The following is a 24,583-nucleotide window of genomic DNA, read 5'->3' as shown; positions in this document are numbered from 1 at the left end:
GGCCTCAAATGGTTGGTAAACAAAAAGAACCAATTCCGCGAAGGCCGAAACAAATGCCCGTTATTACCAATATCGACGACCTGAAACGTATCTACGAACGCCGCGTGCCGCGCATGTTTTTCGACTATGCCGAAAGCGGCAGCTGGACCGAACAGACCTTCCGCGACAACAGCTCAGATTTCGAAGATATCAGGCTGCGCCAGCGGGTCGCCGTGGACATGGACGGGCGCTCGACCGCATCGCAGATGATCGGGCAGGATGTTGCGATGCCGGTGGCTCTGGCCCCAGTGGGCCTGACGGGCATGCAGCACGCGGACGGTGAGATGAAGGCCGCAAAGGCTGCTGAGGAATTCGGCGTGCCCTTCACCCTGTCGACCATGTCGATCAACTCGATCGAGGATGTCGCAGGGCATACAAGCAAACCCTTTTGGTTCCAGCTTTATGCAATGAAGGATCAGGATTACGTCGGTCGCCTGATCCAGCGCGCCAAGGATGCCAAATGTTCCGCATTGGTCATCACCCTGGACCTGCAAATTCTGGGGCAGCGCCACAAAGATCTGAAAAATGGCTTGTCCGCGCCTCCGAAACTGACAGCCAAGACAATCGCAAACCTCATGACCAAATGGGCTTGGGGGATAGAAATGCTGGGCGCACATCGGCGCGAATTTGGCAATATCGTTGGTCATGCCGAAGGCGTTTCTGATGCCTCATCGCTGGGCGCGTGGACGGCCGAGCAATTCGACCCCAGCCTCGATTGGAAAAAGGTCGAAAAGCTGATGGAACAATGGGGCGGCAAGGTGATCCTGAAAGGCATTCTGGATGCCGAAGACGCGAAGATGGCGGCTAAGCTGGGCGCAGATGCCATCGTTGTTTCAAACCACGGCGGGCGACAGTTGGACGGGGCGCTCAGTTCGATCCGCGTTTTGCCTGAAATCATGGACGCAGTTGGTGATGACGTTGAAGTCCATCTGGACAGTGGCATCCGGTCCGGGCAGGATGTTCTCAAAGCGCTGGCACTAGGGGCCAAGGGCACTTACATCGGTCGCGCTTTTGTCTATGGGTTGGGTGCGATGGGCCAACAAGGTGTCACGACTGCGCTGAATATCATCCACAAAGAGCTGGATACCACGATGGCCCTGTGCGGCGAGCGGGATGTGAGCGGTCTGGGTCGTCACAACCTGCTGATCCCCGAGGGTTTCGGCGGCCGATGGCAAGCCTGATCTCGCAAAACCTTTCAGCAAGCCATGTTAAAAGGGGCTCTGCCCCACCGCAGCAAGCTGCGGTTCCCCCGGGATATTTTCTGCCAGATGAAGCAAGGGAGCCGATCATCATCTGGCCTCAAATATCCCGGAGCGCGAGGCAGAGCCTCGCAAAGCATGAAGACCGCTAAAAACCCCTTTCCAAACCTGATGAATCAAGCTAAGGACGCGGCTTCACGCGGGCATACAGCCTTGGAGGATGCCCGCCCTAACATTGGAGAATTATCATGGCTGGAGAGATTCCTGATCTCGTAGCTCTGGAACGGACGGGGACAGGCAAGGGCGCCGCTCGTCAGGCACGCCGCGACGGCATGGTTCCGGGCATCGTATTTGGTGGCGACAAAGAACCGCTGCCGATTCAGATCCCGTTCAACGAACTGTTCAAGCGCCTGAAAGCTGGCCGGTTCAAGTCGACCTTGTGGAACCTGAAGGTTGAAGGCCAGGAAGACGTCCGCGTCATCTGCCGCGACGTTCAGCGTGACGTCGTCAAAGACCTTCCGACCCACCTGGACCTGATGCGCCTGCGTCGCACCACCAAGATCGCGCTGTTCATCCCGGTTGAGTTCATCAACGAGGAAGAAGCGCCCGGCATCAAGAAGGGCGGCGTTTTGACTGTTGTCCGTCCGGAAGTCGAACTGCTGTGCACCGCAGGTGATATTCCTGAGAAGATCACTGTTGACGTGACCGGCATGAACATCAACGACGTTGCCACCATTTCGTCGGTCGACCTGCCCGAAGGCACCAAGCCGACCATCGACCGTGACTTCGTGATCGCGAACATCTCGGCACCGACCGGTCTGGTAACGGATGATGACGAAGAGGGTGAAGAGGGCGAAGTGGCCGTAGACGAAGTTGAAGTCGTCGGTCAGGAAGCCGAAGAATAAGTTCAGGTTTCAGTACCTTGAATTTGAAACGGGGTTCCTTTGGAGCCCCGTTTTTTTGTCGAATGCGGATTTTCGCACTTGCTTGCCGCCGGCTCCGTCATTCGCTCAGGCAGGTTGAAATCACGGCCCCTACTGGCCAGGCGCGCCTCACTTGCTGCTGTTAGCGACAGGCAATGGCAGACGAAGTCTCACTGGAATTCCGATCCAATTCGAGGCATGAGGAAACAAGTCGTATAATGACGCGCGGAGCAGAACCATGAAACTTTTTGTCGGACTGGGCAATCCAGGGCAGAAATATGCCCGGAACCGGCACAATATCGGCTTTATGGCACTGGACAGGATTGCCGACGATCACGGTTTCCGCCCGTGGAAATCAAAGTTCCAGGCAGAAATCGCCGAAGGGCGACTAGGTTCGGAAAAGGTGCTGCTGATCAAGCCACAAACCTTCATGAACCGCTCGGGTCAATCCGTGGGTGAGGCTATGCGTTTTTACAAGCTGGACTCAACCGATGTGACCGTTTTTCACGACGAGCTGGATCTTGCGCCCGGTAAGGTGCGTGCGAAAGCAGGTGGAGGTCACGCCGGGCATAACGGTCTGCGGTCGATCCATGACCATATCAGCCCGGCCTATGATCGAGTTCGTCTGGGCATTGGGCATCCGGGCCGTAAGGAACTGGTCTCGCCTTATGTCCTGAGTGACTTTGCCAAGGCAGATTCGGATTGGCTGGAAGACGTCTTGCGGGGGGTTTCCGACGGTGCCGGTCATTTGGCAGATGGCGATGGTGGCAGATTCATGAACGCGGTCGCATTGCGCACCGCACCGCCACGGTCATCAAAAACCGCTGCGGCCTCCTCGAAATCGGTCGCTGCAGCTACGCCTGAACCCGTGGCGGACACCAGGTCCGCCATGCAAAAACTGATGGACAAGTTCAAGTAAGGCCAACGATGTTGCCGCTACGTCTCAATTGCGAAGTGCGCCAGTCCGCGCTCCAATGCACACCAAAAGCGGGAGGTAACATATGCGAACCCTGATGAAATGGGTGCTGCGCATCGTTTTGATGTTGGTGCTGGCAGCGGTGGTCGTTGGCGTTTGGAAGCGTGAAGAGATTCAGCGCCTGATGGCAGTGAACTCTTTGTTTTCCGAAGAAAAGATCATTCACAACTTCTCTCACATGGATGACGCCTTCCTGACTGTCGACCTGCCAAGGGGGGAAGGTGCGACATTCGAACTGCCCTACGGCCCCGGTTTTGACCTGCCCGAGGGCACGGACAAATGGGTCGAAGACCGGGCTGTAACCTCTTTGCTGGTGATGCAGGACGGGCAGATCAGGTTCGAAGAATACTATTTGGGGACCGCCCCCGAGGATCGCCGGATATCCTGGTCGGTCGCCAAAAGCTATCTGTCCGCCCTGTTCGGCATCCTGATGGCCGAAGGCGCCATCGACTCGCTGGACGATCCCGTGGTCAAATACGCCCCGAAACTGCAGGGCACCGCTTATGACGGCGCAACGATCCGCAATGTTCTGAACATGGCCAGCGGTGTGACCTTCGACGAGGACTATCTGGACTACAACTCCGACATCAACCGAATGGGTCGCGTCGTCGCCCTGGGTGGAGAGCTGGATGACTTTGCCGCCTCGCTGAACGAAACCTTCGTCGAGCCCGGCGAGACATGGCAATATGTCTCGATCGACACACACGTTATCGGCATGGTTGTTCGCGGTGCGACGGATCGGTCTGTGGCTGACTTGCTGACCGAAAAGATCATTGAACCTCTGGGCCTTGAACGCGACGGCTACTATGTCACCGACGGTGCTGGCGTGGCTTTCGTCTTGGGCGGGTTGAACTTCACTACTCGCGACTTTGCCCGGTTTGGACAGATGATCCTGCAAAACGGCGAGCATAATGGCCAGCAGATCGTGCCCGCCGAATGGATTGCGGAATCCGTTTTTCCGAGCGCCCCGACCGAAGCCGGAGAGATCGGGTATGGCTACCAGTGGTGGATCCCCGTCGGCGCGCATGAAGGCGAGTTTCTGGCCCGTGGCGTTTATGGTCAGTACATCTATTTCGACCAACCGCGTGGTGTTGTTATCGTTTCAACCGGGGCTGATCGCAGTTTCCGTGACGATGGCGTCAACGAAACAAACATAGAAATGTTCCGCACAATCGCCCAAAGCCTGTAAGGTGTGCCCATGCAAAAACTGGACAGCATAAACGTTCTGGGGGGCGTCCTTGCCCCCTGCTCCCGCGATCCACAGACCGGTTTTTTTCGGGACGGGGCCTGTAACACCTGCGCCGAAGATCAGGGCAGTCACACGGTCTGCGCGGTCATGACGGCCGAGTTTCTGGCCTATTCCAAGTATGTCGGCAATGACCTGAGCACACCGCGCCCCGAGTTCGATTTTCCCGGTCTCAAGCCCGGTGACAACTGGTGCCTGTGTGCCGGGCGGTTCCTGCAGGCCCATGACGAGGGCTGCGCGCCCAAGGTTGATCTGGAGGCCACGCATCAGCGGGCATTGGACATCGTCCCTATTGGAATTTTACGTGAAAATGCCGTCGAACCTGATTGACCTCAGGGGTAAAAAGACATCAAAGAAACCCGCCAGCCGACACTTTGTTTAGCAAGCGCGAAACCGTCAAAAAACGAGGTAGGCTATGAGCTTTATCGCCATGAACCGCTTCAAAGTCCGTTTGGGCAGCGAAGCCGATTTCGAATCCGTTTGGAAAGACCGCGAAAGCCGGTTGAAAGAACTGCAAGGATTTCAGGAGTTCCGCCTTCTGAAAGGCCCCGAAGGCGACGGGTATCGGCTGTATTCCAGCCACGTGATTTGGGACAATCGCAGCGATTTCGAGGCCTGGACCAAATCCGAACAATTCCGCGATGCGCACAAGAATGCAGGCAACGGCAAGACGCAGTCGGCTCTGATGGGACCACCTCAGTTCGAGGGGTTCGAAACGGTTTTGCATCAGAGCTGATCAATCCATGTCGCCAACACCGGATTGATGTTTACACGGCGCGGGCCAGATAGCCGCGCGATGTGCGCGAGGGCGGACCAGTTGGAAAACTGTGCTCCGCCTCCAACACCCACCCCGCCTCCTTAAGCATCTTGGCCACCTGTTGCGGTCTGTACGACCGGTGACGCCATTGAAGCCAAATAATCGCGTTGCACCAGTGTGGTTTACTGACGACCAACCACAGCTTTGCCGCAGGCGCGGCCTGCCTGCGCATGTGGCGCAGGGCATCGGTAGGGTTATCGCAATGCTCAAGGACATGGGCTGCCAGAACGCAATCAAAAGGCTGGGCTGGTGGAAAATCCTCCAACCGGGATCGCGCGGTATGGGTTGTAACGCCCCTTAGGGCCAGCGCACCCTCGGCCTGTTTCAGCATTTTCCCGGACGGCTCGAGCAGTGTGACCTTACCTTCGGGCTGAATGACCGCCCGTGCCTCGGCAAAAGCACCTGTCCCGCACCCCACATCCAGCCCGTTCCGGCCTAGATCATCCGCTGAACCGATCGATAGAAACCCCAGATAGGCATCAAAATAGCCCAGCAGACGCATCTTATCCGCCCAGCCGGGGGCTGCGGCATCGTACTTTTGATCGAGTCTTTCGGAACTGGACGCGTTCTGCAAGCCATGCAGCGTGACATGAAACACCCGGGGCGCAAAGCCCCGGGCGCGCGTTATCCGGCCGAACGGCCTTCGGTGTCGGACATATCAAAGTTCAGGTATTTGGCGACCGTCTGAACGTCCTTGTCGCCGCGACCACACATATTCATGCAGATCAGGTGATCCTTGGGCAGTTCCGGCGCGATCTTCATGACATGCGCCAACGCGTGGCTGGGCTCCAACGCGGGGATGATACCTTCGGTTGCACAGCACAGCTGGAACGCTTCCAGCGCCTCTTTATCGGTGATCGAGACATAGTTCGCGCGACCGATATCATTCAGCCAAGAATGCTCGGGGCCAATACCAGGGTAATCCAGACCGGCCGAGATCGAATAGCCTTCGAGGATCTGGCCGTCATCATCCTGCAGCAGGTAGGTACGGTTTCCGTGCAGCACACCCGGACGACCACCGGTCAGCGAGGCGCAATGTTCCATCTTTTCATTCACGCCTTTACCGCCCGCCTCAACACCGATGATGTTGACGCTCTTGTCGTCAAGGAACGGATAAAACAGGCCCATCGCATTCGACCCACCGCCGATGGCGGCGATAAGCGTATCGGGCAAACGGCCTTCGGCCTTTTGCATCTGTTCCTTAGCTTCCTTGCCGATGATCGACTGGAAATCACGCACCATCGCCGGATACGGGTGCGGGCCCGCCACAGTGCCGATGCAGTAGAACGTGTCGCGCACATTGGTCACCCAATCACGTAGCGCGTCGTTCATCGCGTCCTTAAGCGTGCCACGGCCCGAGGTCACCGGAATCACTTCGGCACCCAGCAAACGCATACGGAACACGTTGGGCGCCTGACGCTGAACGTCGTGTGCGCCCATGTAAACGATGCATTTCAGGCCGAATTTGGCGCAGACGGTAGCTGTCGCCACGCCGTGCTGCCCCGCACCGGTTTCCGCGATGATCCGGGTTTTACCCATGCGCCGCGCCAGAATGATCTGGCCCAACACGTTGTTGATTTTATGCGCGCCCGTGTGGTTCAGTTCGTCGCGTTTCAGATAGATTTTCGCGCCGCCCAGATGCTCGGTCAGGCGTTCCGCGTAATACAGCGGCGAGGGGCGACCCACATAGTTCGCCCACAGATCGTCCATCTCGGCCCAGAAGGTCGGATCATCCTTGGCCTTCTCATATTCCTCTTCAAGCGACAGGATCAGCGGCATCAGCGTTTCGCTGACAAACCGTCCGCCGAAGATGCCAAACCGGCCCTGTTCGTCGGGACCGGACATGAAGGAATTGAATAGATCGTTGGCCATGGGTGTCTCCCTCGTCGTACCCGTTGTTCATAGGAGGTGCTGCCAGGTTTTGCCATGGCAAAACGTATCATTTCGCGGGTCTGTAGCGATGCTTCCAGATCCGCAGGGCCTGTTCTTCGGTCGGCACCGCGATGCATGAGAAATGATGGAACTCATGCGTGATGGACAACCGGTCCGATGCCTCAAGAACCCGCCTGTGTGGTCCCGAATGGGCAAATGTCAGCATGGCCTCGGCGTCTTGCCAAACGCTGAGCGAAAAGTAGAGCCCACCGTGCGGGAACAACTGCGCATGAACGCACAATGGGTCACCACGCGCCTGCTTCAACGCTTGCCCCGCGCGCCAAAAGAACTCTGGCGCGTTGTACCAATGGTTCAGGGTAACCCCGCCAATCGCTGCAAGCATCATTGCTCCTCCCCGACGTTATATACGGGGGAGGTCAGCAAGCAGATCAATGGGCGGCGGACACGAATTCAGAAATCTTAATGGAGTCTTTAACTCCCGGCGCGCTTTCGACACCCGAAGACACATCAACCTGTTTTGCACCGGTCATCCGGATCGCCTCGGCAACGTTATCTGGCGTCAGTCCCCCGGCCAGCATCCATGGCTTTTGCCAGTATTTCCGGCCGGCCAGCAGGCGCCAATCAAAGGCCAACCCATTCCCGCCCGGCAGTTCGGATGTACGCGGAGGTTTCGCGTCGATCAGCAACTGATCTGCAACGTCGGAATACAGGTCAATTGCGCTCAGATCCTCGGCCTCGGCGATGCCGATTGCTTTCATCACCGGCAACCCAAACCTGTCGCGAACCTCAGAAACACGCTGCGGTGTTTCTTTGCCGTGCAATTGCAACATGTCCAAGGGCACGCTTGCGACGACGCGGTCCAGTTCCTCGTCCGTCGCATTAACGGTTAGGGCAACCTTGGCCACGCCTGCCGGCACCAGCTGTGCCAGTGACGCGGCTTCATCAATGCCCAGATGCCGTGGCGATTTGTGGAAGAAGACAAACCCGACATATCGCGCGCCAGCATCAGCTGCTACGCGCACGTGATCAGGTGCGGTCAGCCCGCAGATTTTTACAGCTACGTTCGTCATAAAGGTGCCTTAGCTGGCTTCGTCCAGCAGAGCCAGAACGTCGTCCTTGCCCTCGTTCTGCTTTTTCTTGAGCTTCTTGACCTCACGCTCAAGCTTGCGCACTTCTCCGGTCTTGGTCGAGGCATCGCGGCGGTGTTTATGCTCGCGCAGCCATTCCCACAGGAAGCCGATGATCAAACCGGCCACGACGCCGCCCAGCACCACGATGAACAGTGGCAAAGACGTTGAGAAATTGAGCCCCAGCAACTCGGCCAGGGCATCCGGCATCAGTTTCAACTCGACCATCTGGCGATTGGCCAGCGAGATTGACACAAGAACGATCCCGAGGATCGCCAGGAAAGCATATCGAAGGTAACGCATCATGGTGTCAGGCTTTACCGTTCAATCGGTCCCTTAGCAACTTGCCAGTTTTGAAGAATGGAACACATTTTTCTTCGACCTGCACGGTTTCACCCGTACGAGGATTGCGGCCAACACGCGCGTCCCGTTGTTTGACCGAGAACGCACCGAAGCCGCGCAGTTCGACACGGTCGCCACGCGCCATGGCATCTGTCACTTCTTCGAACACGGTATTCACAATCCGCTCGACATCACGCTGATAGAGATGCGGGTTTTCGTCGGCGATTTTCTGAATCAGTTCTGAACGGATCATGAGTGTTACCCTCCCAGGCGACCGGTTAACCATGTCTATACTTCTGGACAGTATAGGAAAAAACCGTGATCGGGGGAACGTAAACTCTGTGTGCAAAGCATTCATTTTACAGCAAAGTCGCGCGATTTTTTGCTTGTTCAGGCAAAATCCGCTCTTAAAGCGTGAACGACGGCCGCAATAAGCGCAAAATTTGGAACATATTGATTCGCAACAAAAACGGCCCCGCGCGTCTGCACGGGGCCGTAAATTCGGCTGAAAATCCAGCCTGAGCTTAGTCGCCGGATTTCAGCGCTGCACCCAGGATGTCGCCCAGAGATGCGCCCGAGTCGGAAGAACCGTACTGTTCCACGGCCTCTTTCTCTTCGGCGATCTCACGTGCCTTGATCGACAGACCCAGACGGCGAGTCTTGCTGTCGACATTGGTGACGCGGACGTCGATCTTGTCGTTAACCGAGAAACGCTCGGGGCGCTGCTCTGCACGGTCACGCGACAGGTCGGAACGACGGATGAAGGACTTCATACCTTCGTATTCCACCTCGATGCCGCCATCTTCGATCGCAGTGACTTCGACAGTGATGATCGAACCGCGCTTCACGCCGCCAACGGCTTCTGCGAACTTGTCACCACCCAGGGCTTTGATCGACAGCGAGATACGCTCTTTTTCCACGTCAACTTCCGAGACAACGGCCGAAACCATGTCGCCTTTGCGGTAGTTCTGGATCGCATCCTCGCCACGTTCGTCCCACGACAGGTCGGACAGGTGAACCATGCCGTCGATGTCGCCTTCGAGGCCAATGAACAGACCGAATTCGGTGATGTTCTTGACTTCGCCTTCGACCTCGGTGCCCTCGGGGTGTGTTTCTGCAAACACTTCCCACGGGTTGCGCATGGTCTGCTTCAGGCCCAGAGATACGCGACGCTTGGCACCGTCGATTTCCAGAACCATAACGTCGACTTCCTGGCTGGTCGAAACGATCTTGCCGGGGTGGACGTTTTTCTTGGTCCAGGACATCTCGGAAACGTGCACCAGACCTTCGACACCGGCTTCCAGCTCGACGAACGCGCCGTAGTCGGTGATGTTGGTGACGCGACCCTGATGGACCGAGCTCAGCGGATACTTGGCAGCAACCAGATCCCACGGATCTTCCTGCAGCTGCTTCATGCCCAAGCTGATGCGGTGGGTCTCTTTGTTGATCTTGATGACCTGAACCTTGATGGTTTCGCCGATCGTCAGGATCTCGGACGGGTGGTTCACACGGCGCCATGCCATGTCGGTGACGTGCAGCAGGCCATCAACGCCGCCCAGGTCAACAAACGCACCGTATTCGGTGATGTTCTTGACCACGCCTTCGACGGTCTGACCTTCGGTCAGGTTGCCAATGACTTCGGCACGCTGTTCGGCGCGTGATTCTTCCAGGATAGCGCGGCGCGAAACAACGATGTTGCCACGGCGGCGGTCCATTTTCAGAATCTGGAACGGCTGCTTCAGACCCATCAGCGGGCCAGCGTCGCGTACGGGGCGGACGTCAACCTGCGAACCGGGCAGGAACGCAACTGCGCCACCCAGATCGACGGTGAAGCCACCCTTGACGCGGCCAAAGATTGCACCTTCGACGCGCTGGTCGTCGGCATATGCTTTTTCCAGACGGTCCCATGCCTCTTCACGGCGGGCCATCTCGCGCGAGATAACGGCTTCGCCACGGGCGTTCTCTGCGGCGCGCAGGTAGACTTCTACCTCGTCACCAACAGCGATTTCAGGAGCTTCGCCGGGATTCGCGAATTCTTTCAGATCAACGCGGCCTTCCATTTTGTAGCCAACGTCGATGATGGCTTGGCCGGCTTCGATCGCCAGAACCTTGCCTTTGACAACAGAACCCTCTTCGGGCGTGTCCATTTCGAAGCTTTCGTTCAGGAGGGCTTCGAATTCCTCCATGGTTGTATCAGCCATCTGGCAGTGTTTTCCTTTACATACGTTTTTACTGGCCGAGCGGTTGTCTCCGCCGGTCTTGTTTCATGGTGTCATCGGACGTGATCCGGTGCGTCCCTGAGCAAACAAACACAAAGGGCCGAGGTGACCCGGCCCTGCTCAGTAACGTCATCCGGACGTTGACCGCCCTTGTGTTGACAGCGCGCGTATAAGCGGAATTCTCGACATGTGCAAGAGGAAAGCCTTGATATACAGGGCATCGGCCGCCGTCACACTCGGCGCGCCATGTCCCAAACGCGCCCGTCCCGTTGCAACATGGACTGCTCAATCGCATTCAATCGCGAATAGGCATCATCGGGACTATGCGCGCCGCCTACTTTATGCCAAATGCGCAGCGCCGAGGCCGGGCTCCACGGCAAACAAGCCGAGGCAAGCCACAATCGCAATTCGGCAGGCAACGCGTCATAGGCCTGCATTGGCGATCCCGTCCGCTGGCGGCGTTTGATCCGGCTGCGCAGGTTTCGGTTCTTTCTGCGGTCAGTCATTGTGCGCTCCGTTCATCGGCGCGCACGTACCTAGACTGTCGGGTGTCAACGGATATCGTCATGCTCGCTCGATAGTTTTGCTATGTTATTACATTAGAATAAATCATGTGCAACCACTCTCGTTAGGCGCAACTCCCGATTCCTGCGAAGAATGTCGTGTTTCGAACAGCAAAGTCTGCGCCACTTGCGAAGCTTTGAAAAAGTCGGAGGATCTCATGCGTCAAGACCTGAACTTTCTCGTCATCATTTCAGACGAACACCGCAAAGACGCAATGGGATGCGCTGGCCATCCGATTGTCAAAACGCCCAATCTGGATGCACTGGCCGCGCGCGGCACGATGTTTGAGTCCGCCTACACGCCTTCACCCATGTGCGTACCCACACGGGCAGCGCTTGCGACCGGAGACTGGGTTCACACGACAGGAAACTGGGACAGCGCAACACCCTATGACGGACATCCGCGCAGCTGGATGCGGCAGTTGCGCGATGCAGGGCGCGAGGTCGTCTCTGTTGGAAAACTGCATTTCAGGTCCAACGAAGACGACAATGGCTTCTCGCGGGAAATCCTGCCGATGCACGTGGTCGGAGGTGTCGGCTGGGCCGTTGGGCTTTTGCGCGAAAACCCACCAGACTATGATTCGGCATCCGAGCTGGCGGGTGATGTGGGCGTCGGGCCCAGCACCTATACCGATTACGATCTGGACATTACCGCAGCAGCCGAGGCCTGGCTGGCCGATCCCACGCGACAGGACAAACCCTGGGCTGCATTTGTGTCGCTGGTCAGCCCACACTATCCCCTGACCTGTCCCAAGGAATGGTACGACCTTTACGATCCAGCTCAGATGGATTTGCCAGTCGGGTATGGCAAAGGGCTGCCGGATCATGAAGAGCTGCGCAACATCGCCGCGTTCTTCAACTACGATGACTATTTTGACGAACAGAAAATGCGTGAAGCCAAGGCGGCTTATTATGGCCTGACCTCATTGATGGACGATTGTGTGGGGCGCATCCTGAAAGCCTTGTCCGACAGTGGTCAGGCCGAGAATACGGTCGTGATCTATGTCTCGGACCACGGTGACATGATGGGAGATCAGGGGTTTTGGACCAAACAGGTGATGTATGAGGCCAGTGCAGGAATTCCGATGATCGCGGCGGGCCCGGGTATCCCGGTCGGCCGACGCGTCACCACATGTACCAATCTGACCGATATCGCTGCAACTGCCCGGGACGTCTGCGGCGTCGAAGCCGACGACGGCAACGCGGGTCAACCCGGCTTGTCTCTGATCAGTTTGGCCAAAGCACCGGACGACCCCGACCGGACTGGTTTCAGCGAATACCACGATGGCGGCTCAAGAACCGGCAGTTTCATGGTGCGATGGGGCGAATGGAAATACGTCTATTATGTCGGACAGCCCCCGCAATTGTTCGACCTGTCAACCGATCCTCAAGAACAGACCAGCCGCGCGCTGGATCGGGTAAATGATCCGCGGGTGCAGACCGCGCTGGTCGAAGGGGAACGCCGCCTGCGCGAAATCTGCGACCCCGAAGAGGTCAACGCCCGCGCCTTTGCCGACCAGCGGAAGAAAATCGAAGACCTGGGCGGAGAAGAAGCCTGCCGCACGGCCTTTGTCTTCAATCACACGCCCACCCCGTCCGAGCAGGAAAAGCTGCGTGAAGGACCCGCGCTTTAGCGCAGGCATTTTACATTTCTCTAGTAGGCCCTTGGTTCGCGCAGCGCAGTTCAATGCTGCCACCACCGCAAAGCTGCGCGGAGCGCTAGGACCTTCTAGAACAGTTGCAGGTCCTTCTTGCCGCTTTGGATTTCGGCAAGGTTCGGCATGTTCTGGATTGCCACGGGTGCAAGTTGTTCGCCCGGCATCGCGACGGTCGGTTGCATCGCAGCCGCCATACCAAAGGCTGGCGGTTGCTCCAGCTCTCCTCGGATATCGCGCAGCAGTGTTTTGTGATCCGGCATCGCCTTGAGGATCTGCGCAAGATCCACCTTCGCGCCCTTCCACCACTGGAACCAGATCGGTTTCTTCAACGGCCGCAGACGATCACGGATGCCAGTCCCATAGCCGGTGTCATAGACCTGCTTGCCCAAAAGAACCGTCTGATAAACGCGGAAATTAAACAGTGTGGCAAATTCGATATCGTGCTCCATGGGCAGGCGGTGCTGCCACAATTCCAGGTTTTCGGCCAAACGATCCGGTATCTTCATCTCTGTGCGCGCATCGATCCAATATTGATCATCCGTGCGGTTGCCCAGGCGATAGTGCAGACAGATGAAATCTAGGACCTCATCATACATCTGGTTCATTTGCCGGTTATATCTTGCCCGCAGCGATGGTTCGATATCGCGTGTAGGCAGATGTTCTGCGAACCAGCGCACCGCATGATCAACCATATGGATCGCGGTACTTTCCAACGGTTCAATGAACCCGCCGGACAGACCGATTGCCAGGCAGTTCTTGACCCAGGCATTGCGCACGCGCCCGATACGCATCGGGATCACGCGTGGTGTCAAACCTTTGCCGCTGTCGCCCAACCATTCGAGATATTCATCCGCCGCCTGATCATCCGTGCGATGCGCCGATGAATACACATAGCCTGTGCCCACACGGTTGTAGAGCGGCACCCGCCATGTCCAACCGGCGCCCAGCGCGGTAGACCGGGTGACGCTTTCGATTTTCTCTGGGTCGGGATGTTCAATCTGCAACGCCATGGCGCGGTCGTTGGGCAGGTAATCCGAGTAATCCATAAACGGCTCACCCAGTGCTTTGTTGATGATCAAACCGCGGAACCCGGTGCAATCTATGACCATCTCGATGTCGTGGCGGCCCTTACGCTCTAACATCAGATGGCTGACATTGCCCTGTTCATCCAGCTCAACCGCCTGCACCTCATCCTGAATGTGCTCAACCCCGCGCTTGGTGCAGACCTTGGTCAGCATGCCCGCAAATTTCACGGCGTCCAGATGATATGCGTAGCCAAACCGTTGTTCGAACTCGGGCTGACCCAGCGGTCGCCCGCCCTTGCACAGGCGGGCCAGATCGTCATGCGGCGAGATGGATTGCGTAAAGTCCCGATCACCATTGCCAAAGCGCAAGAAGTATTCGGCGGCTTCCAATCCTTCCAACAACTGACCGTGGGCAAAAGGGTTCACGTAGTCGATGCGGTTGCCCTTTGCGTCCTTGTTCCAATTGCAGAACTTCACGCCCAGCTTGAACGATGCATTGGTCTCGCGAAAAAAATCCCGCTCGGAAATGCCCGCTTGGCGCAGTGTGACCGGCATACGCGGCACCGTGGCCTCACCGACACCCACGGTGGCGATATTGGGGCTTTCGATCAGGCAGATGCGCGGGCGATCCTTGCGGGCCGAGGTGCGTGAAAACACCATGTCCAGTATCAGCGCGGTCATCCAACCCGCTGTGCCACCACCCACGATAGTGATCTTACGCAAACGATTATTCATATTGTTCTGTCCCTGTTGGCTTGAGGGATTTTTTGGCTGCTTCCCCTTTTTGTTTTTGAGGATTGTATGGCAGCCTTCCCTTCTGGCATGGGCAAAGCATAGCAGGTTTCCTGCGTCCAGCTAGGGTCTAGCGCGCCCTGTCTTGAATGTACTTTCCTTCTTTCGGCAAAGCGACGCTCAGTCACGGCACCCTGCCCCGGGCAGTACACATAACCGCGATGTGTTAAAGGCAGACCGGGCCGCCGATGGACCGCAGCTTCTGCGCGGCAACTTGAAATCAGAGCAAACGCAATTCCCGGGCGCGTGTCAGATTTCCTCACCTTTTTTCAGAAGCTCTTCGATCAGATCGCGCTGCAAATCCTGGCTGTCGCCCCCTCCGAATTCCGCCGCGCCACCGGTGTACAAGGTGCCATAAGTCTTGGCGATATTCACTGTCTGGGCCAGCCCCGAGATCAGTTGGTTCTTGTCCAGCCGGGATAGCGGATGGATGTACGCAGCCCACAAGATACCATTCGCGAGCGCGTAACGCGCGTCTAGCGTACTGTCAAAATTCGCCTGCATCACGCGTTCAAGGTCAGCGGGCGACAAATCTTCGGCGCTGCCAATCGCGACCATGGCCCGCATCCGATCCGCATTGATATCCGTAACAACCAGCACCGTTACGTCCCCAACCTTCAGCTCAAACCCCGGTCCAAACGGTTTCGCGTCAGGATCGAGCGCAAAGATGATCTTTCCCAACCGCTCATACGTCATTGGGGGTTCCGGCTCAGCCGTCTCTTGGGCCAATGCACCTCCGGCAAGGAAAATCATCAATAAGGCTAGTCGGATCATGGCATCGCTCCTGCAGGCTATGGATCGACAATAGGGTCGGGGCGCAGACCTGACCAAACAAAGCTTGGTGAACAGTATTTCGAAGGCACCGACAGCTTTGAACGATCTGCAAGATACTCAGGGCTTTCTGCGATAGCTCGTTCAGAACCTAGTTCCTAGCTTTGGTCAGCGGCTGGCGGACCTGCTGGCCGGACTCTGAACCGGAAAGGAAATACAAATGAAGTCTCTCGTTCTTACCACCCTGATCGCCACATTGCCCCTGATCGCAGCCCCGGCCTTTGCTGCGGATGAGATCAACGTATCAAACGGTATTTCTGCCGCAGGTGCGCCACTTGCCGCGCATGGGGTCGATCTGGTGACTCTCGTTAACGACGGCAACCCGGTCGATGGCTTTGCCACCCACTCGGCCACTTATGACGGCGCATCCTATTACTTCACGAGCGCCGCCAATCTCGAAGCGTTCGAGGCCAACCCGGCGGCCTACCTGCCACAACATGGCGGGTTCTGTTCGTTCGGCGTTTCTGTCGGCAAAAAATTCGACGGCGATCCGGATCAATACTTGGTGGCTGACGGAAAGCTGTATCTGTTCCTGAACGCAGATACTCGCGCGGCGTTCCTTGAAGATGTCTCTGCCACATCCGAAACCGCTGACAATCAGTGGTCCAAGATCAAAAGCATCGCGGTCGGAGAACTGTAATCTGGCCACAAAAGACCAAGGCCTGCACGGTTACGACCGTGCAGGCTTTTTTGCTTCAATGACCTTGATAGCTTTTTCCAACGCGGCTTCGACGCTCAAATCTGACGTGTCCAGCAGGACTGCATCCTCTGCCGGCTTCATCGGCGCAGTGCTACGTTCCGTATCCCGCGCGTCGCGCTCTTTTACGTCCGACAGCACCTGTTCACGCGAGATATCATTGCCCTTCGCGCTGAGCTCAAGGAACCGACGCTCGGCCCGAACTTCGGGACTGGCGGTGACGAACAGTTTCACCTCGGCCTCGGGGCAAATCACTGTACCGATGTCGCGACCATCCAGCACAGCGCCCCCGCTGCGGCGCGCAAACGCCCGTTGGAAGTCAACCAACGCAGCCCGAACCTCGGGGATCACAGCTACTTTTGAGGCTGCTTGCGCAATCTCGGCCCTGCGCAAATCGCCCTGCTCCAACTCTTCGGGGGTCAATGCTTGTGCTGCCGCAATCGGCTCCAGTCCTTGCAAGGTCCGTCTGCCGACCGCGCGGTACAAAAGCCCGGTGTCCAGATGCGCGAACCCAAACCGGGCCGCGACCGCTTTTGAGATCGTGCCCTTGCCCGCTGCAGCTGGTCCGTCAATGGCGATTGTGAACTTTGAATCCGACATCAAACCTACCGATTATTTCGCTGCAGTTTCGCACCCAACGTGGCCATCAAAGGTTCAAAAATCGGGAACGAAGTGGCGATCGGGCCCGCATCGTCGACGGTTACACCCTTTTTGGCCCCCATCCCCAAAATCATGAACGACATGGCGATCCGGTGGTCCAGAAAGCTTTCGCAGGTGCCGCCACCGGGGACGTTGCCGATGCCCAGCCCTTCAACCGACCACCATTCATCACCTTCTTCGACAGTTACACCATTGGCGCGCAGGCCCTGGGCCATTGCGTCGATCCGGTCGCTTTCCTTTACGCGCAGTTCTTTTACGCCGCCCATCATCGTGACACCGGTGGCATTTGCCGCAATCACGGACAAAACCGGGTATTCATCAATCATCGAGGCCGCGCGTTCCGGTGGAACATCGATCCCCTTCATATCCGGCGAGTACTTTGCGCGCAGATCGGCGACAGGTTCGCCGCCCTCTTCGCGCTCATTCTCATAGGTCAGGTCTGCACCCATCTCGCGCAGCGTAGTGAACAACCCCGCACGGGTGGGGTTCAGGCCGATGCCCGGCACCAAAACGTCCGACCCAGGCGTGAGCAGCGCCGCGCAGACCGGAAAGGCCGCGCTGGACGGGTCGCGTGGCACGGCGATGACCTGCGGTTTCAACTCGGGGCGACCAGTCAGAGTGATAACCCGGCCCTCATCGGTGTCCTCAACGGTGATTTCCGCACCAAAGCCCGCCAGCATCCGCTCGGAATGGTCCCGTGTGGCCTCTTTCTCGATCACCACAGTTTTGCCGGGGGCATTGAGGCCAGCCAGCAGCACCGCAGATTTTACCTGGGCGGAAGGCACGGGTACCTCGTAGCGCACCGGCGTGGAGTCAGCCGCGCCAACGATAGTCATCGGCAAGCGCCCCCCTGAACGGCCCACCGATTGCGTTCCAAACAGCGCCAGCGGATCTGTGACCCGCGCCATCGGGCGTTTATTCAGGCTAGCGTCGCCCGTAAAAGTCGCCGAAATCGGACAGGTCGCCATCGCGCCCATAATCAAGCGAACACCGGTGCCCGAGTTGCCGCAATCAATCACCTGATCGGGTTCGGCAAAGCCACCGACACCTACACCATGCACAGTCCATTCGCCGCCGCCATGGTCAGTGACCTCAGCCCCGAAGGCGCGCATGGCCTTGGCGGTGTCCAGAACATCTTCACCTTCCAACAGACCCGAGATCCGGGTCTCGCCCACGGCCATCGCACCCAGGATCAGCGACCGGTGCGAAATAGATTTGTCACCGGGCACCTCTGCGGTTCCGGTCAGCGGGCCGCAGGGATGCGAGGTCATCGGGATGGGCGTGCCGTGTCCGGACATGGGGGCTCCTGTTTTCGCTATCAGTTCAAGGCGGATTAGCGAATTGGGGCCGGTTGGTCCAGCCGCAATCAGTCTTTGCGGCGGAAGGTCAGGTAGTGTGGCGTACGGCCTTCACGCAGGGCCTTCTGTTCATAGCGGGTGGAAATCCAGTCATCCCAGGGCTCGCGCCAGTCAGCAGGACGCTCGGCCAGCCATTCGAACCCGGCGCGCGGCACCTCTTCCAATGTCTGGCGCACATAGTCGGGAATGTCCGTAGCAACGCGAAAAATAGACCCCGGCTTCAGGGCACGGGCCAAAGGCTCCAGATGTTCCTGCGTCACGAAACGGCGACGGTGGTGCCGTGTCTTGGGCCATGGGTCGGGATACAGTAGGAAGGCGCGAGAGATGCTGGCCTCGGGCAGAACATCGAACAGATCGCGCACATCGCCCGGATGCACCGCCAGATTTTCAACCCCGGCTTGACGAATCTTACCCAACAGCATCGCGACGCCGTTAATATACGGTTCGGCCCCAATAATGCCGATATCGGGGTTGCTGGCAGCCTGGTGCACAAGATGCTCACCCCCACCAAAGCCGACCTCAAGCCAGACGTCCCTGCCATCGAACAGAGCGTTCAGATCCAGCGGATGGCGTTCGGGATTGGTTTCCCAATCCACCGCACCCGGTGACAGTGCATCAAGGTCTTCGTTCAGATAGGTCTTTTGGCTGGGCTTCAGGGTTTTCCCTTTGAAGCGGCCATAGAAGTTTCTGCGCGGGCGTTGTGGAGTCTCGGTGCTCATGGCGGTGGCCATACTGCGACGCCGAGGTTGGTTCAAGAGGGGCGTAGTAATCACCGGCCAACAAAAAAAGCGCGCCGTTGTCGGCGCGCTTTGATAATTCGGATCAGACCGTGGCTTTCAGCGCATCGGCCAGATCGGTCCGTTCCCAGCTAAAACCGCCATCCGCCTCGGGTTCGCGGCCAAAGTGGCCGTAAGCCGCCGTGCGCTGATAGATAGGCTTGTTCATCTGCAGGTGCTGCCGGATACCGCGCGGGGTTAGATCCATGACCTGACCAACAGCCTTTTCGATTTCTGCGTCCGGGATTTCACCAGTGCCGTGAGTGTCGGCATAGATAGACAGCGGCTTGGACACACCAATCGCATAGCTTAGCTGGATCGTGCAGCGTTCTGCCATTCCGGCGGCCACAACATTCTTGGCTAGGTAACGCGCGGCATACGCGGCCGAACGGTCCACCTTGGTCGGGTCCTTACCCGAGAACGCGCCGCCGCCGTGCGGGGCTGCGCCACCATAAGTGTCTACGATGATCTTGCGCCCGGTCAGACCTGCGTCACCATCCGGGCCACCGATCACGAATTTGCCAGTGGGGTTCACGTGCCACTCGGTTTCGTCGCTCAGCCACCCTTCGGGCAGAGATTCACGAATGTAAGGTTCGACAATCGCGCGGATGTCGGCCGAGCTCAACGCTTCGTCCAGGTGTTGTGTCGACAACACGATCGAGCTGACACCGACTGGCTTTCCGTCACGGTAAACGACCGACAATTGAGATTTTGCGTCAGGACCCAGCGCGGGCTCGCTGCCATTCTTGCGCACTTCGGCAAGACGGCGCAGGATCGCGTGAGAATACTGGATTGGTGCCGGCATCAGCGCAGGCGTTTCCGTGGTCGCATAACCGAACATGATGCCCTGGTCACCGGCACCTTCGTCCTTGTCTGCGGCGGCATCAACACCTTGGGCGATATGTGCGGACTGTTCGTGCAGCAGGTTCGTTACCTCGACGGTTTCGTGGTGGAACTTGTCCTGCTCGTATCCGATGTCTTTGATGCAGGCGCGCGCAATCTCGTCGATGCGGCCCATGTAGTCGTGCAGCTTTTCCTGATCAGACAGACCTACTTCGCCACCGATGACGACCCGGTCAGTCGTAGCAAAGGTTTCGCACGCCACGCGCGCTTCGGGTTCTTCATTCAGAAATGCGTCAAGCACGGCATCAGAAATCCGGTCACAAACCTTATCCGGATGCCCTTCGGAAACGGACTCCGAAGTAAATGTGTAGTTCTGTCGGGACATGAAAGTGCTCCATTAAGGTTTTCCCATCACGCCAGGAAGCCGTTGTGATGAGCATGCAAGGGGATACGCACCATGAAACACAGCGTCAATCCGAAATTACCGTTGTTGTCTTCTCGCGTTGCGTGAAAGCAGCGCATAGAGCGCCAACAGCGCGACGAAGACCGGTGCATCACCCAGCCGGGCGTACACTGTCGGAGCCAGCCCGTTGGGCAATGTCGCATCGACAAAACCGGCCTGCCCCAACGGCAAAGCTTCTGTAACCCGACCCAGCGGGTCAATCATCGCCGACACTCCGGTATTTGCCGACCGCATCATTGGCAACCCTTGCTCGATGGCGCGCATTTGCGCCTGAGCCAGGTGCTGGTAAGGTCCCGAGCGCGTACCGAACCAAGCGTCATTGGTGATCTGCAGCAGAAAATCGGCACGACCCGGTGCAGACAAGACGTCCTGAGTGAAAACCGCCTCATAGCAAATAAGCGGCAAGGCTTTCCCCAGCTTGCCAGCGTCCATCAGCGAAGCCCCCGGTCCGGCGCTAAAGCCATTACCGGTGGTGGCAGCCATTCCGTAAATTCCGAACTGAGCCAAGATGTCACCAAATGGGACATATTCGCCAAAGGGCGCCAGATGATGCTTGTCATAAAGCCCCTGCTGCCGGCCATCTTCATCCAGATAGATCATCGAATTGTAAATGCGCGGGCCGTCCCCTCTCTGAATACCCAGAAATACGGGCGTCCCCTGCGCGGCATCGGCGATTGCGGTCAGATAAGGCTGCGCACTGCCCAGCCATGCAGGAACCGAGGTTTCCGGCCAGACAATCAAATCCGGTCGCGGGGCCGCCGCCGTAAACTCTAGTTGTCGGGCAAAAAACAGCGGGGCGTAATCCGGATCCCATTTCTGATGCTGGGGTGCATTTGGTTGAATGAGGCGGACAACATTGTCAGTGTCCGTAACAACCGGGCGCGACATGGCATAAATCAATGCGAAACACGCGGTTCCAACGGTCAGGACTGACGGAACCACATAGCCATCGCGCCGCGACAGCGCGGCCCCGAGCGGCAAAGTCGCCAGCAAAGTCACCGCGCCCAGCCCATATGGCCCGAACAGAGACAATAGCTGCGCGACCTGTGTATTCACCCAGACCTGCGCCAGCCCCGCCCAGGGAAACCCCGTCAGGACATACCCTCGGGCAAATTCCAGCAGTGAGATTGAAATCGCCAGAAACACGGCCTGTGATACGCCATCGCTGTCGGGACGCCGCACCAGCCAAAAGGCAAGCCCCCAAAACAGAGCGAGGCCGCCTGCCATGAATGTCAGGGCAAAAGGCGCCATCCATCCGTGACGCTGGACATCAACAAGGAACGGCTCGACAATCCAACTGAGTGCATGCGCGAAATATCCGGTCGCAAAGGCCCAGCCCAACCACGCCGCCTTCACCCGCGTCTCAGTCGTTAGAAACAGAGGCGACAGCAGGACCAATGCGATCATTGTTGCCGGCCAAATGCCGAACGGAGCAAGCCCAAACGCCGCGATCGCGCCCAGCAGAGCTGCGGATATTAACCGCAACCAAAACGGCCAGCCCTGTGCAGGGTTCATTCAACGCGATCCGGCAACATGACACGCAGACGTTTGATCCGGCGCGGGTCGGCGTCAATCACCTCGAACTCGGGACCTTCGGGATGCAACACGACCTCGCCCCGTGCTGGGACGCGACCAGACAGCATGAAGACCAATCCGCCCAAGGTGTCGATTTCTTCCTCGTCCACGTCCTCGTGACTTGTCAGAGAACGCCCTATCTCGGCCTCAAATTCCTCCAAGGGGACGCGGGCTTGCACGACATAGTAGCCGGGCTTTTCCTGTATCCAAAGCTGGCCTTCGTCGGCATCGTGCTCATCCGCAATCTCACCGACCACCTGTTCGATCAGATCCTCGATCGATACCAGACCATCAACACCGCCGTATTCGTCAATCACCAGCGCCATATGGCGGCGTTCGGTCTGCATCTTCGTCAACAACACGCCAATAGGCATCGACGGCGGCACAAACAGCAAAGTGCGCAGCATCGAGACCAGATCAAACTCTGAACCCGTGCCATTAAATCCGTGCGTAAGCGCAAAATCCTTGAGGTGCACAAACCCCAAAGGCGTATCAAGCGTTCCCTCGTAGACGGGGATCCGGGACAGGCCGCTGTCGCGGAAAACCTGGGCCAGCTCATCCTTGCTGATTGTCGAGGGCACAGACACGATTTCCGCCGTCGGAATAGCCACATCTTCGACCCGCATTCGCCGCAGATTGATCATGCCGCGAGGCTGAACCATGTCGACCTCATGTCCATTGGTCGCGCTGACCTCTTCGTCGCTCTGCGGCGAGAACGCGTCCACTATTCGAGAAAAGAAGCCAGCATTTTTGCTGGCATTTTCACCGCTGTCCTTCGGTTGCGCGCTCTGCGCCGCCATAGAACTGCCGTCTGTATCGCCCATAATCCTGTTCCAAATGATCGGCCAATGCGGCCACTATTACATACTATATGGGTCATCTATACCCATTTTGCCAAGTATCTCGACCTCGACCTCTTCCATCAAAGTGGCGTCGGGGTCACGGATGTGGTCATAGCCCAGCAAGTGCAACACTCCGTGAATGATCAGATGCGTGACGTGATCGTCCATAGTTTTGTTGGCGTCGGCTGCTTCGCGGGCGCAAGTATCGAAAGAGATCGCAATGTCGCCCAGCGCGATTTCGCCCGTAAAGTCTGGCGCGGGTCGGGCAGGTCTCTGCCCAGCTTCATCAGCGGCCAGATCTTCAGCTGGCCAACTCAGCACATTGGTCGGAGTGGGCTTTTCCCTAAATTCCGCGTTCAGATCAGCAATTCGCGCATCATCGCAGGCCAGCAGGCTGACTTCGCACAGCTCGGCGTCCAGATCGCAAAAGTCCAAAACTGCCTTTATCGCGCGCGCGGCCAACGGTTCAAGCTGTTGCCAGCGCGCATCTTCGATCGTCACTTCCAGGTTCATCTCACCGTGTCCAAAGCCCTGTGGCCGCAACCGGAACGACTATGCTTTCTCGCGGCCCGAGTCGGCCTCATACGCTTCGATAATGGCGGCCACAAGCGGGTGGCGCACAACATCCTTGGACGTGAAGTAATTGAAGCTGATGTTTGGTATCGTATTCAACAAACGCTCGGCATCGGCCAACCCTGACTGAACACCGCGCGGCAGGTCAACCTGCGAGCGGTCACCAGTGATCACCATTCGGCTACCTTCACCCAGACGCGTCAGGAACATTTTCATCTGCATGGTCGTGGCGTTCTGAGCTTCGTCCAGCACAACAAACGCATTCGCCAGCGTACGCCCCCGCATGAAGGCCAGCGGCGCAATTTCGATTCGCTTTTCTTCGATCAGCTTGGCCAACTGCTTTCCGGGAAGAAAGTCATTCAATGCGTCGTACAGCGGCTGCATGTAAGGATCGACCTTGTCCTTCATGTCGCCGGGCAGATAGCCCAGCTTTTCGCCAGCTTCGACTGCAGGGCGGCTGAGAATGATCCGATCTACATGGCCTCCGATAAACATCGACACGCCAGCGGCCACGGCAAGATAGGTCTTACCTGTACCGGCAGGGCCAATTCCAAAGGCCAGTTCGTTCTGGAACAGCGACTGGACATAAGCCTTTTGCGCATCCGTGCGCGGCTCGACCAGTTTCTTGCGCGTCTTGATTTCGACCGTGCCGCCTCTGAACATCTCAAGCTGATCACCGTCGCGGCTGCCGGTTCCCGTCTCCGAGCCACCCATCCGCAACTCGCGGTCCACATCGGCCGCTTCGACGTCACGTCCGCCTTCCAGGCGTGTGTACAGCGCCTGCAGAACCTCGATGGCCTGCTTCTGGGCGTCTTCGTCACCCATAACGGCCAGCTGATTCCCGCGGCGCACAATTTGAACAGATAGCTTTTGCTCAATATCTGTCAGATTGCGGTCATATTCCCCGCACAGGTCTATTAACAATCGGTTGTCTGGAAACTCAACAAACGCTTCGCGCTGAGGCATTTCATCTTGCGGTGGGTTTAGGGCACCGATGGCCAATCCGCTCTCCTGTCTTGGCGTTTCACCTTGAGCGTAGACAGGAAGTCTCGGTGGGCGCAAGCCACAGTTTCATTTTTTCCGCCCAAATGGCAAAACCGCCAATGCGCCCGGCCCGTGCGCGGTACCCGTTGGCGCCGCTGTTTT

General features: G+C 57.7%; 26 protein-coding genes and 1 riboswitch. Of the genes, 8 read left to right on the top strand and 18 right to left on the bottom strand.

Features of this window, described 5'->3' with window-relative positions:
• The first annotated feature begins 53 nt into the window (after positions 1–53).
• The 6 genes from AC2FD9_RS19750 (at position 54) to hmuQ (ending at position 5,119) form a co-directional block, all read left to right on the top strand.
• Positions 54–1,220 carry an alpha-hydroxy acid oxidase gene (locus tag AC2FD9_RS19750; RefSeq protein WP_496838511.1) on the top strand — a complete coding sequence of 389 codons (1,167 nt, stop codon included), beginning with the start codon at positions 54–56 and terminating at the stop codon, positions 1,218–1,220.
• Positions 1,221–1,486: 266 nt separating this feature from the next.
• Positions 1,487–2,143: a 50S ribosomal protein L25/general stress protein Ctc gene (locus AC2FD9_RS19745; RefSeq protein WP_058279479.1), complete on the top strand. Its 657-nt coding sequence runs from the start codon at positions 1,487–1,489 to the stop codon at positions 2,141–2,143.
• Between the two features lie 256 nt (positions 2,144–2,399).
• Entirely contained in the window at positions 2,400–3,080 is a 681-nt protein-coding gene (gene pth, locus AC2FD9_RS19740) for an aminoacyl-tRNA hydrolase (protein ID WP_496838510.1), read from the top strand.
• Between the two features lie 82 nt (positions 3,081–3,162).
• Positions 3,163–4,326: a serine hydrolase domain-containing protein gene (locus AC2FD9_RS19735; RefSeq protein ID WP_282120704.1), complete on the top strand. Its 1,164-nt coding sequence runs from the start codon at positions 3,163–3,165 to the stop codon at positions 4,324–4,326.
• A 9-nt stretch (positions 4,327–4,335) separates the two neighbouring features.
• Positions 4,336–4,713 carry a DUF2237 family protein gene (locus tag AC2FD9_RS19730; protein WP_109312566.1) on the top strand — a complete coding sequence of 126 codons (378 nt, stop codon included), beginning with the start codon at positions 4,336–4,338 and terminating at the stop codon, positions 4,711–4,713.
• A gap of 85 nt (positions 4,714–4,798) precedes the next feature.
• On the top strand, positions 4,799–5,119 hold the full coding sequence (gene hmuQ / locus AC2FD9_RS19725) for a heme-degrading protein HmuQ (protein ID WP_282120706.1): 321 nt from the start codon (positions 4,799–4,801) through the stop codon (positions 5,117–5,119).
• Between the two features lie 31 nt (positions 5,120–5,150).
• Here the strand turns inward: hmuQ and AC2FD9_RS19720 are convergent, their stop codons facing one another.
• From AC2FD9_RS19720 to AC2FD9_RS19685, 8 genes are all read right to left on the bottom strand, one after another.
• The gene (locus tag AC2FD9_RS19720) at positions 5,151–5,798 is read right to left on the bottom strand and encodes a class I SAM-dependent methyltransferase (RefSeq protein ID WP_496838507.1); all 648 of its coding nucleotides are present in this window, start codon (positions 5,796–5,798) and stop codon (positions 5,151–5,153) included.
• 26 nt (positions 5,799–5,824) lie between these two features.
• On the bottom strand, positions 5,825–7,072 hold the full coding sequence (gene trpB / locus AC2FD9_RS19715; RefSeq protein WP_282120708.1) for a tryptophan synthase subunit beta: 1,248 nt from the start codon (positions 7,070–7,072) through the stop codon (positions 5,825–5,827).
• A 67-nt stretch (positions 7,073–7,139) separates the two neighbouring features.
• Entirely contained in the window at positions 7,140–7,475 is a 336-nt protein-coding gene (locus AC2FD9_RS19710; protein ID WP_496699705.1) for a hypothetical protein, read from the bottom strand.
• 46 nt (positions 7,476–7,521) lie between these two features.
• Complete coding sequence (locus AC2FD9_RS19705; protein ID WP_496757585.1) at positions 7,522–8,163, bottom strand: phosphoribosylanthranilate isomerase; 642 nt, start codon at positions 8,161–8,163, stop codon at positions 7,522–7,524.
• 9 nt (positions 8,164–8,172) lie between these two features.
• A complete protein-coding gene (locus AC2FD9_RS19700; RefSeq protein WP_058279540.1) occupies positions 8,173–8,523 on the bottom strand; it encodes a lipopolysaccharide assembly protein LapA domain-containing protein in 351 nt (116 codons plus the stop codon).
• Positions 8,524–8,530: 7 nt separating this feature from the next.
• Positions 8,531–8,815 (bottom strand): integration host factor subunit beta, encoded by a 285-nt coding sequence (gene ihfB, locus AC2FD9_RS19695; RefSeq protein WP_037310872.1) that lies wholly within the window; start codon positions 8,813–8,815, stop codon positions 8,531–8,533.
• Positions 8,816–9,086: 271 nt separating this feature from the next.
• The gene (gene rpsA / locus AC2FD9_RS19690; protein WP_058279471.1) at positions 9,087–10,763 is read right to left on the bottom strand and encodes a 30S ribosomal protein S1; all 1,677 of its coding nucleotides are present in this window, start codon (positions 10,761–10,763) and stop codon (positions 9,087–9,089) included.
• A gap of 248 nt (positions 10,764–11,011) precedes the next feature.
• Complete coding sequence (locus AC2FD9_RS19685; protein ID WP_222424420.1) at positions 11,012–11,287, bottom strand: DUF6525 family protein; 276 nt, start codon at positions 11,285–11,287, stop codon at positions 11,012–11,014.
• 215 nt (positions 11,288–11,502) lie between these two features.
• Here AC2FD9_RS19685 and AC2FD9_RS19680 point away from each other — a divergent pair, with 215 nt between their 5' ends.
• Positions 11,503–12,978, top strand: coding sequence for a sulfatase family protein (locus AC2FD9_RS19680; RefSeq protein WP_496838504.1), 1,476 nt, complete (start codon positions 11,503–11,505; stop codon positions 12,976–12,978).
• Between the two features lie 95 nt (positions 12,979–13,073).
• Here the strand turns inward: AC2FD9_RS19680 and AC2FD9_RS19675 are convergent, their stop codons facing one another.
• Positions 13,074–14,762: a tryptophan halogenase family protein gene (locus tag AC2FD9_RS19675; RefSeq protein ID WP_282170750.1), complete on the bottom strand. Its 1,689-nt coding sequence runs from the start codon at positions 14,760–14,762 to the stop codon at positions 13,074–13,076.
• Between the two features lie 306 nt (positions 14,763–15,068).
• Entirely contained in the window at positions 15,069–15,593 is a 525-nt protein-coding gene (locus tag AC2FD9_RS19670) for a hypothetical protein (protein WP_282170749.1), read from the bottom strand.
• 217 nt (positions 15,594–15,810) lie between these two features.
• Here AC2FD9_RS19670 and AC2FD9_RS19665 point away from each other — a divergent pair, with 217 nt between their 5' ends.
• Positions 15,811–16,290, top strand: a complete 480-nt coding sequence (locus tag AC2FD9_RS19665; protein WP_496838501.1) for a YHS domain-containing (seleno)protein — start codon at positions 15,811–15,813, stop codon at positions 16,288–16,290.
• 30 nt (positions 16,291–16,320) lie between these two features.
• Here AC2FD9_RS19665 and cmk read toward each other — a convergent pair whose 3' ends face one another.
• The 8 genes from cmk to AC2FD9_RS19625 form a co-directional block, all read right to left on the bottom strand.
• A complete protein-coding gene (cmk, locus tag AC2FD9_RS19660; RefSeq protein ID WP_496838499.1) occupies positions 16,321–16,947 on the bottom strand; it encodes a (d)CMP kinase in 627 nt (208 codons plus the stop codon).
• Between the two features lie 5 nt (positions 16,948–16,952).
• A complete protein-coding gene (gene aroA / locus AC2FD9_RS19655) occupies positions 16,953–18,305 on the bottom strand; it encodes a 3-phosphoshikimate 1-carboxyvinyltransferase (protein ID WP_282170746.1) in 1,353 nt (450 codons plus the stop codon).
• A 68-nt stretch (positions 18,306–18,373) separates the two neighbouring features.
• Positions 18,374–19,084 (bottom strand): tRNA (guanine(46)-N(7))-methyltransferase TrmB, encoded by a 711-nt coding sequence (trmB, locus tag AC2FD9_RS19650; RefSeq protein ID WP_496838498.1) that lies wholly within the window; start codon positions 19,082–19,084, stop codon positions 18,374–18,376.
• Between the two features lie 103 nt (positions 19,085–19,187).
• The gene (gene metK, locus AC2FD9_RS19645; RefSeq protein ID WP_496838260.1) at positions 19,188–20,369 is read right to left on the bottom strand and encodes a methionine adenosyltransferase; all 1,182 of its coding nucleotides are present in this window, start codon (positions 20,367–20,369) and stop codon (positions 19,188–19,190) included.
• A gap of 5 nt (positions 20,370–20,374) precedes the next feature.
• Positions 20,375–20,423, bottom strand: a riboswitch (SAM-SAH riboswitch).
• Positions 20,424–20,465: 42 nt separating this feature from the next.
• Complete coding sequence (gene lnt / locus AC2FD9_RS19640; protein ID WP_496838495.1) at positions 20,466–21,962, bottom strand: apolipoprotein N-acyltransferase; 1,497 nt, start codon at positions 21,960–21,962, stop codon at positions 20,466–20,468.
• Positions 21,959–22,846 (bottom strand): hemolysin family protein, encoded by an 888-nt coding sequence (locus tag AC2FD9_RS19635; protein WP_108860955.1) that lies wholly within the window; start codon positions 22,844–22,846, stop codon positions 21,959–21,961. Before AC2FD9_RS19635 ends, lnt begins: the two co-directional genes overlap by 4 nt.
• Before the next feature lie 36 nt (positions 22,847–22,882).
• Positions 22,883–23,377 (bottom strand): rRNA maturation RNase YbeY, encoded by a 495-nt coding sequence (gene ybeY, locus AC2FD9_RS19630; protein ID WP_282120721.1) that lies wholly within the window; start codon positions 23,375–23,377, stop codon positions 22,883–22,885.
• Positions 23,378–23,416: 39 nt separating this feature from the next.
• Positions 23,417–24,439 carry a PhoH family protein gene (locus AC2FD9_RS19625; protein ID WP_058273235.1) on the bottom strand — a complete coding sequence of 341 codons (1,023 nt, stop codon included), beginning with the start codon at positions 24,437–24,439 and terminating at the stop codon, positions 23,417–23,419.
• Positions 24,440–24,583: the final 144 nt, after the last annotated feature.

It is taken from the genome of Ruegeria sp. YTSC230 (assembly GCF_059609665.1).
Note: the sequence above shows the minus strand (reverse complement) of the source record. Positions and strands in the feature narration are given on the sequence as shown.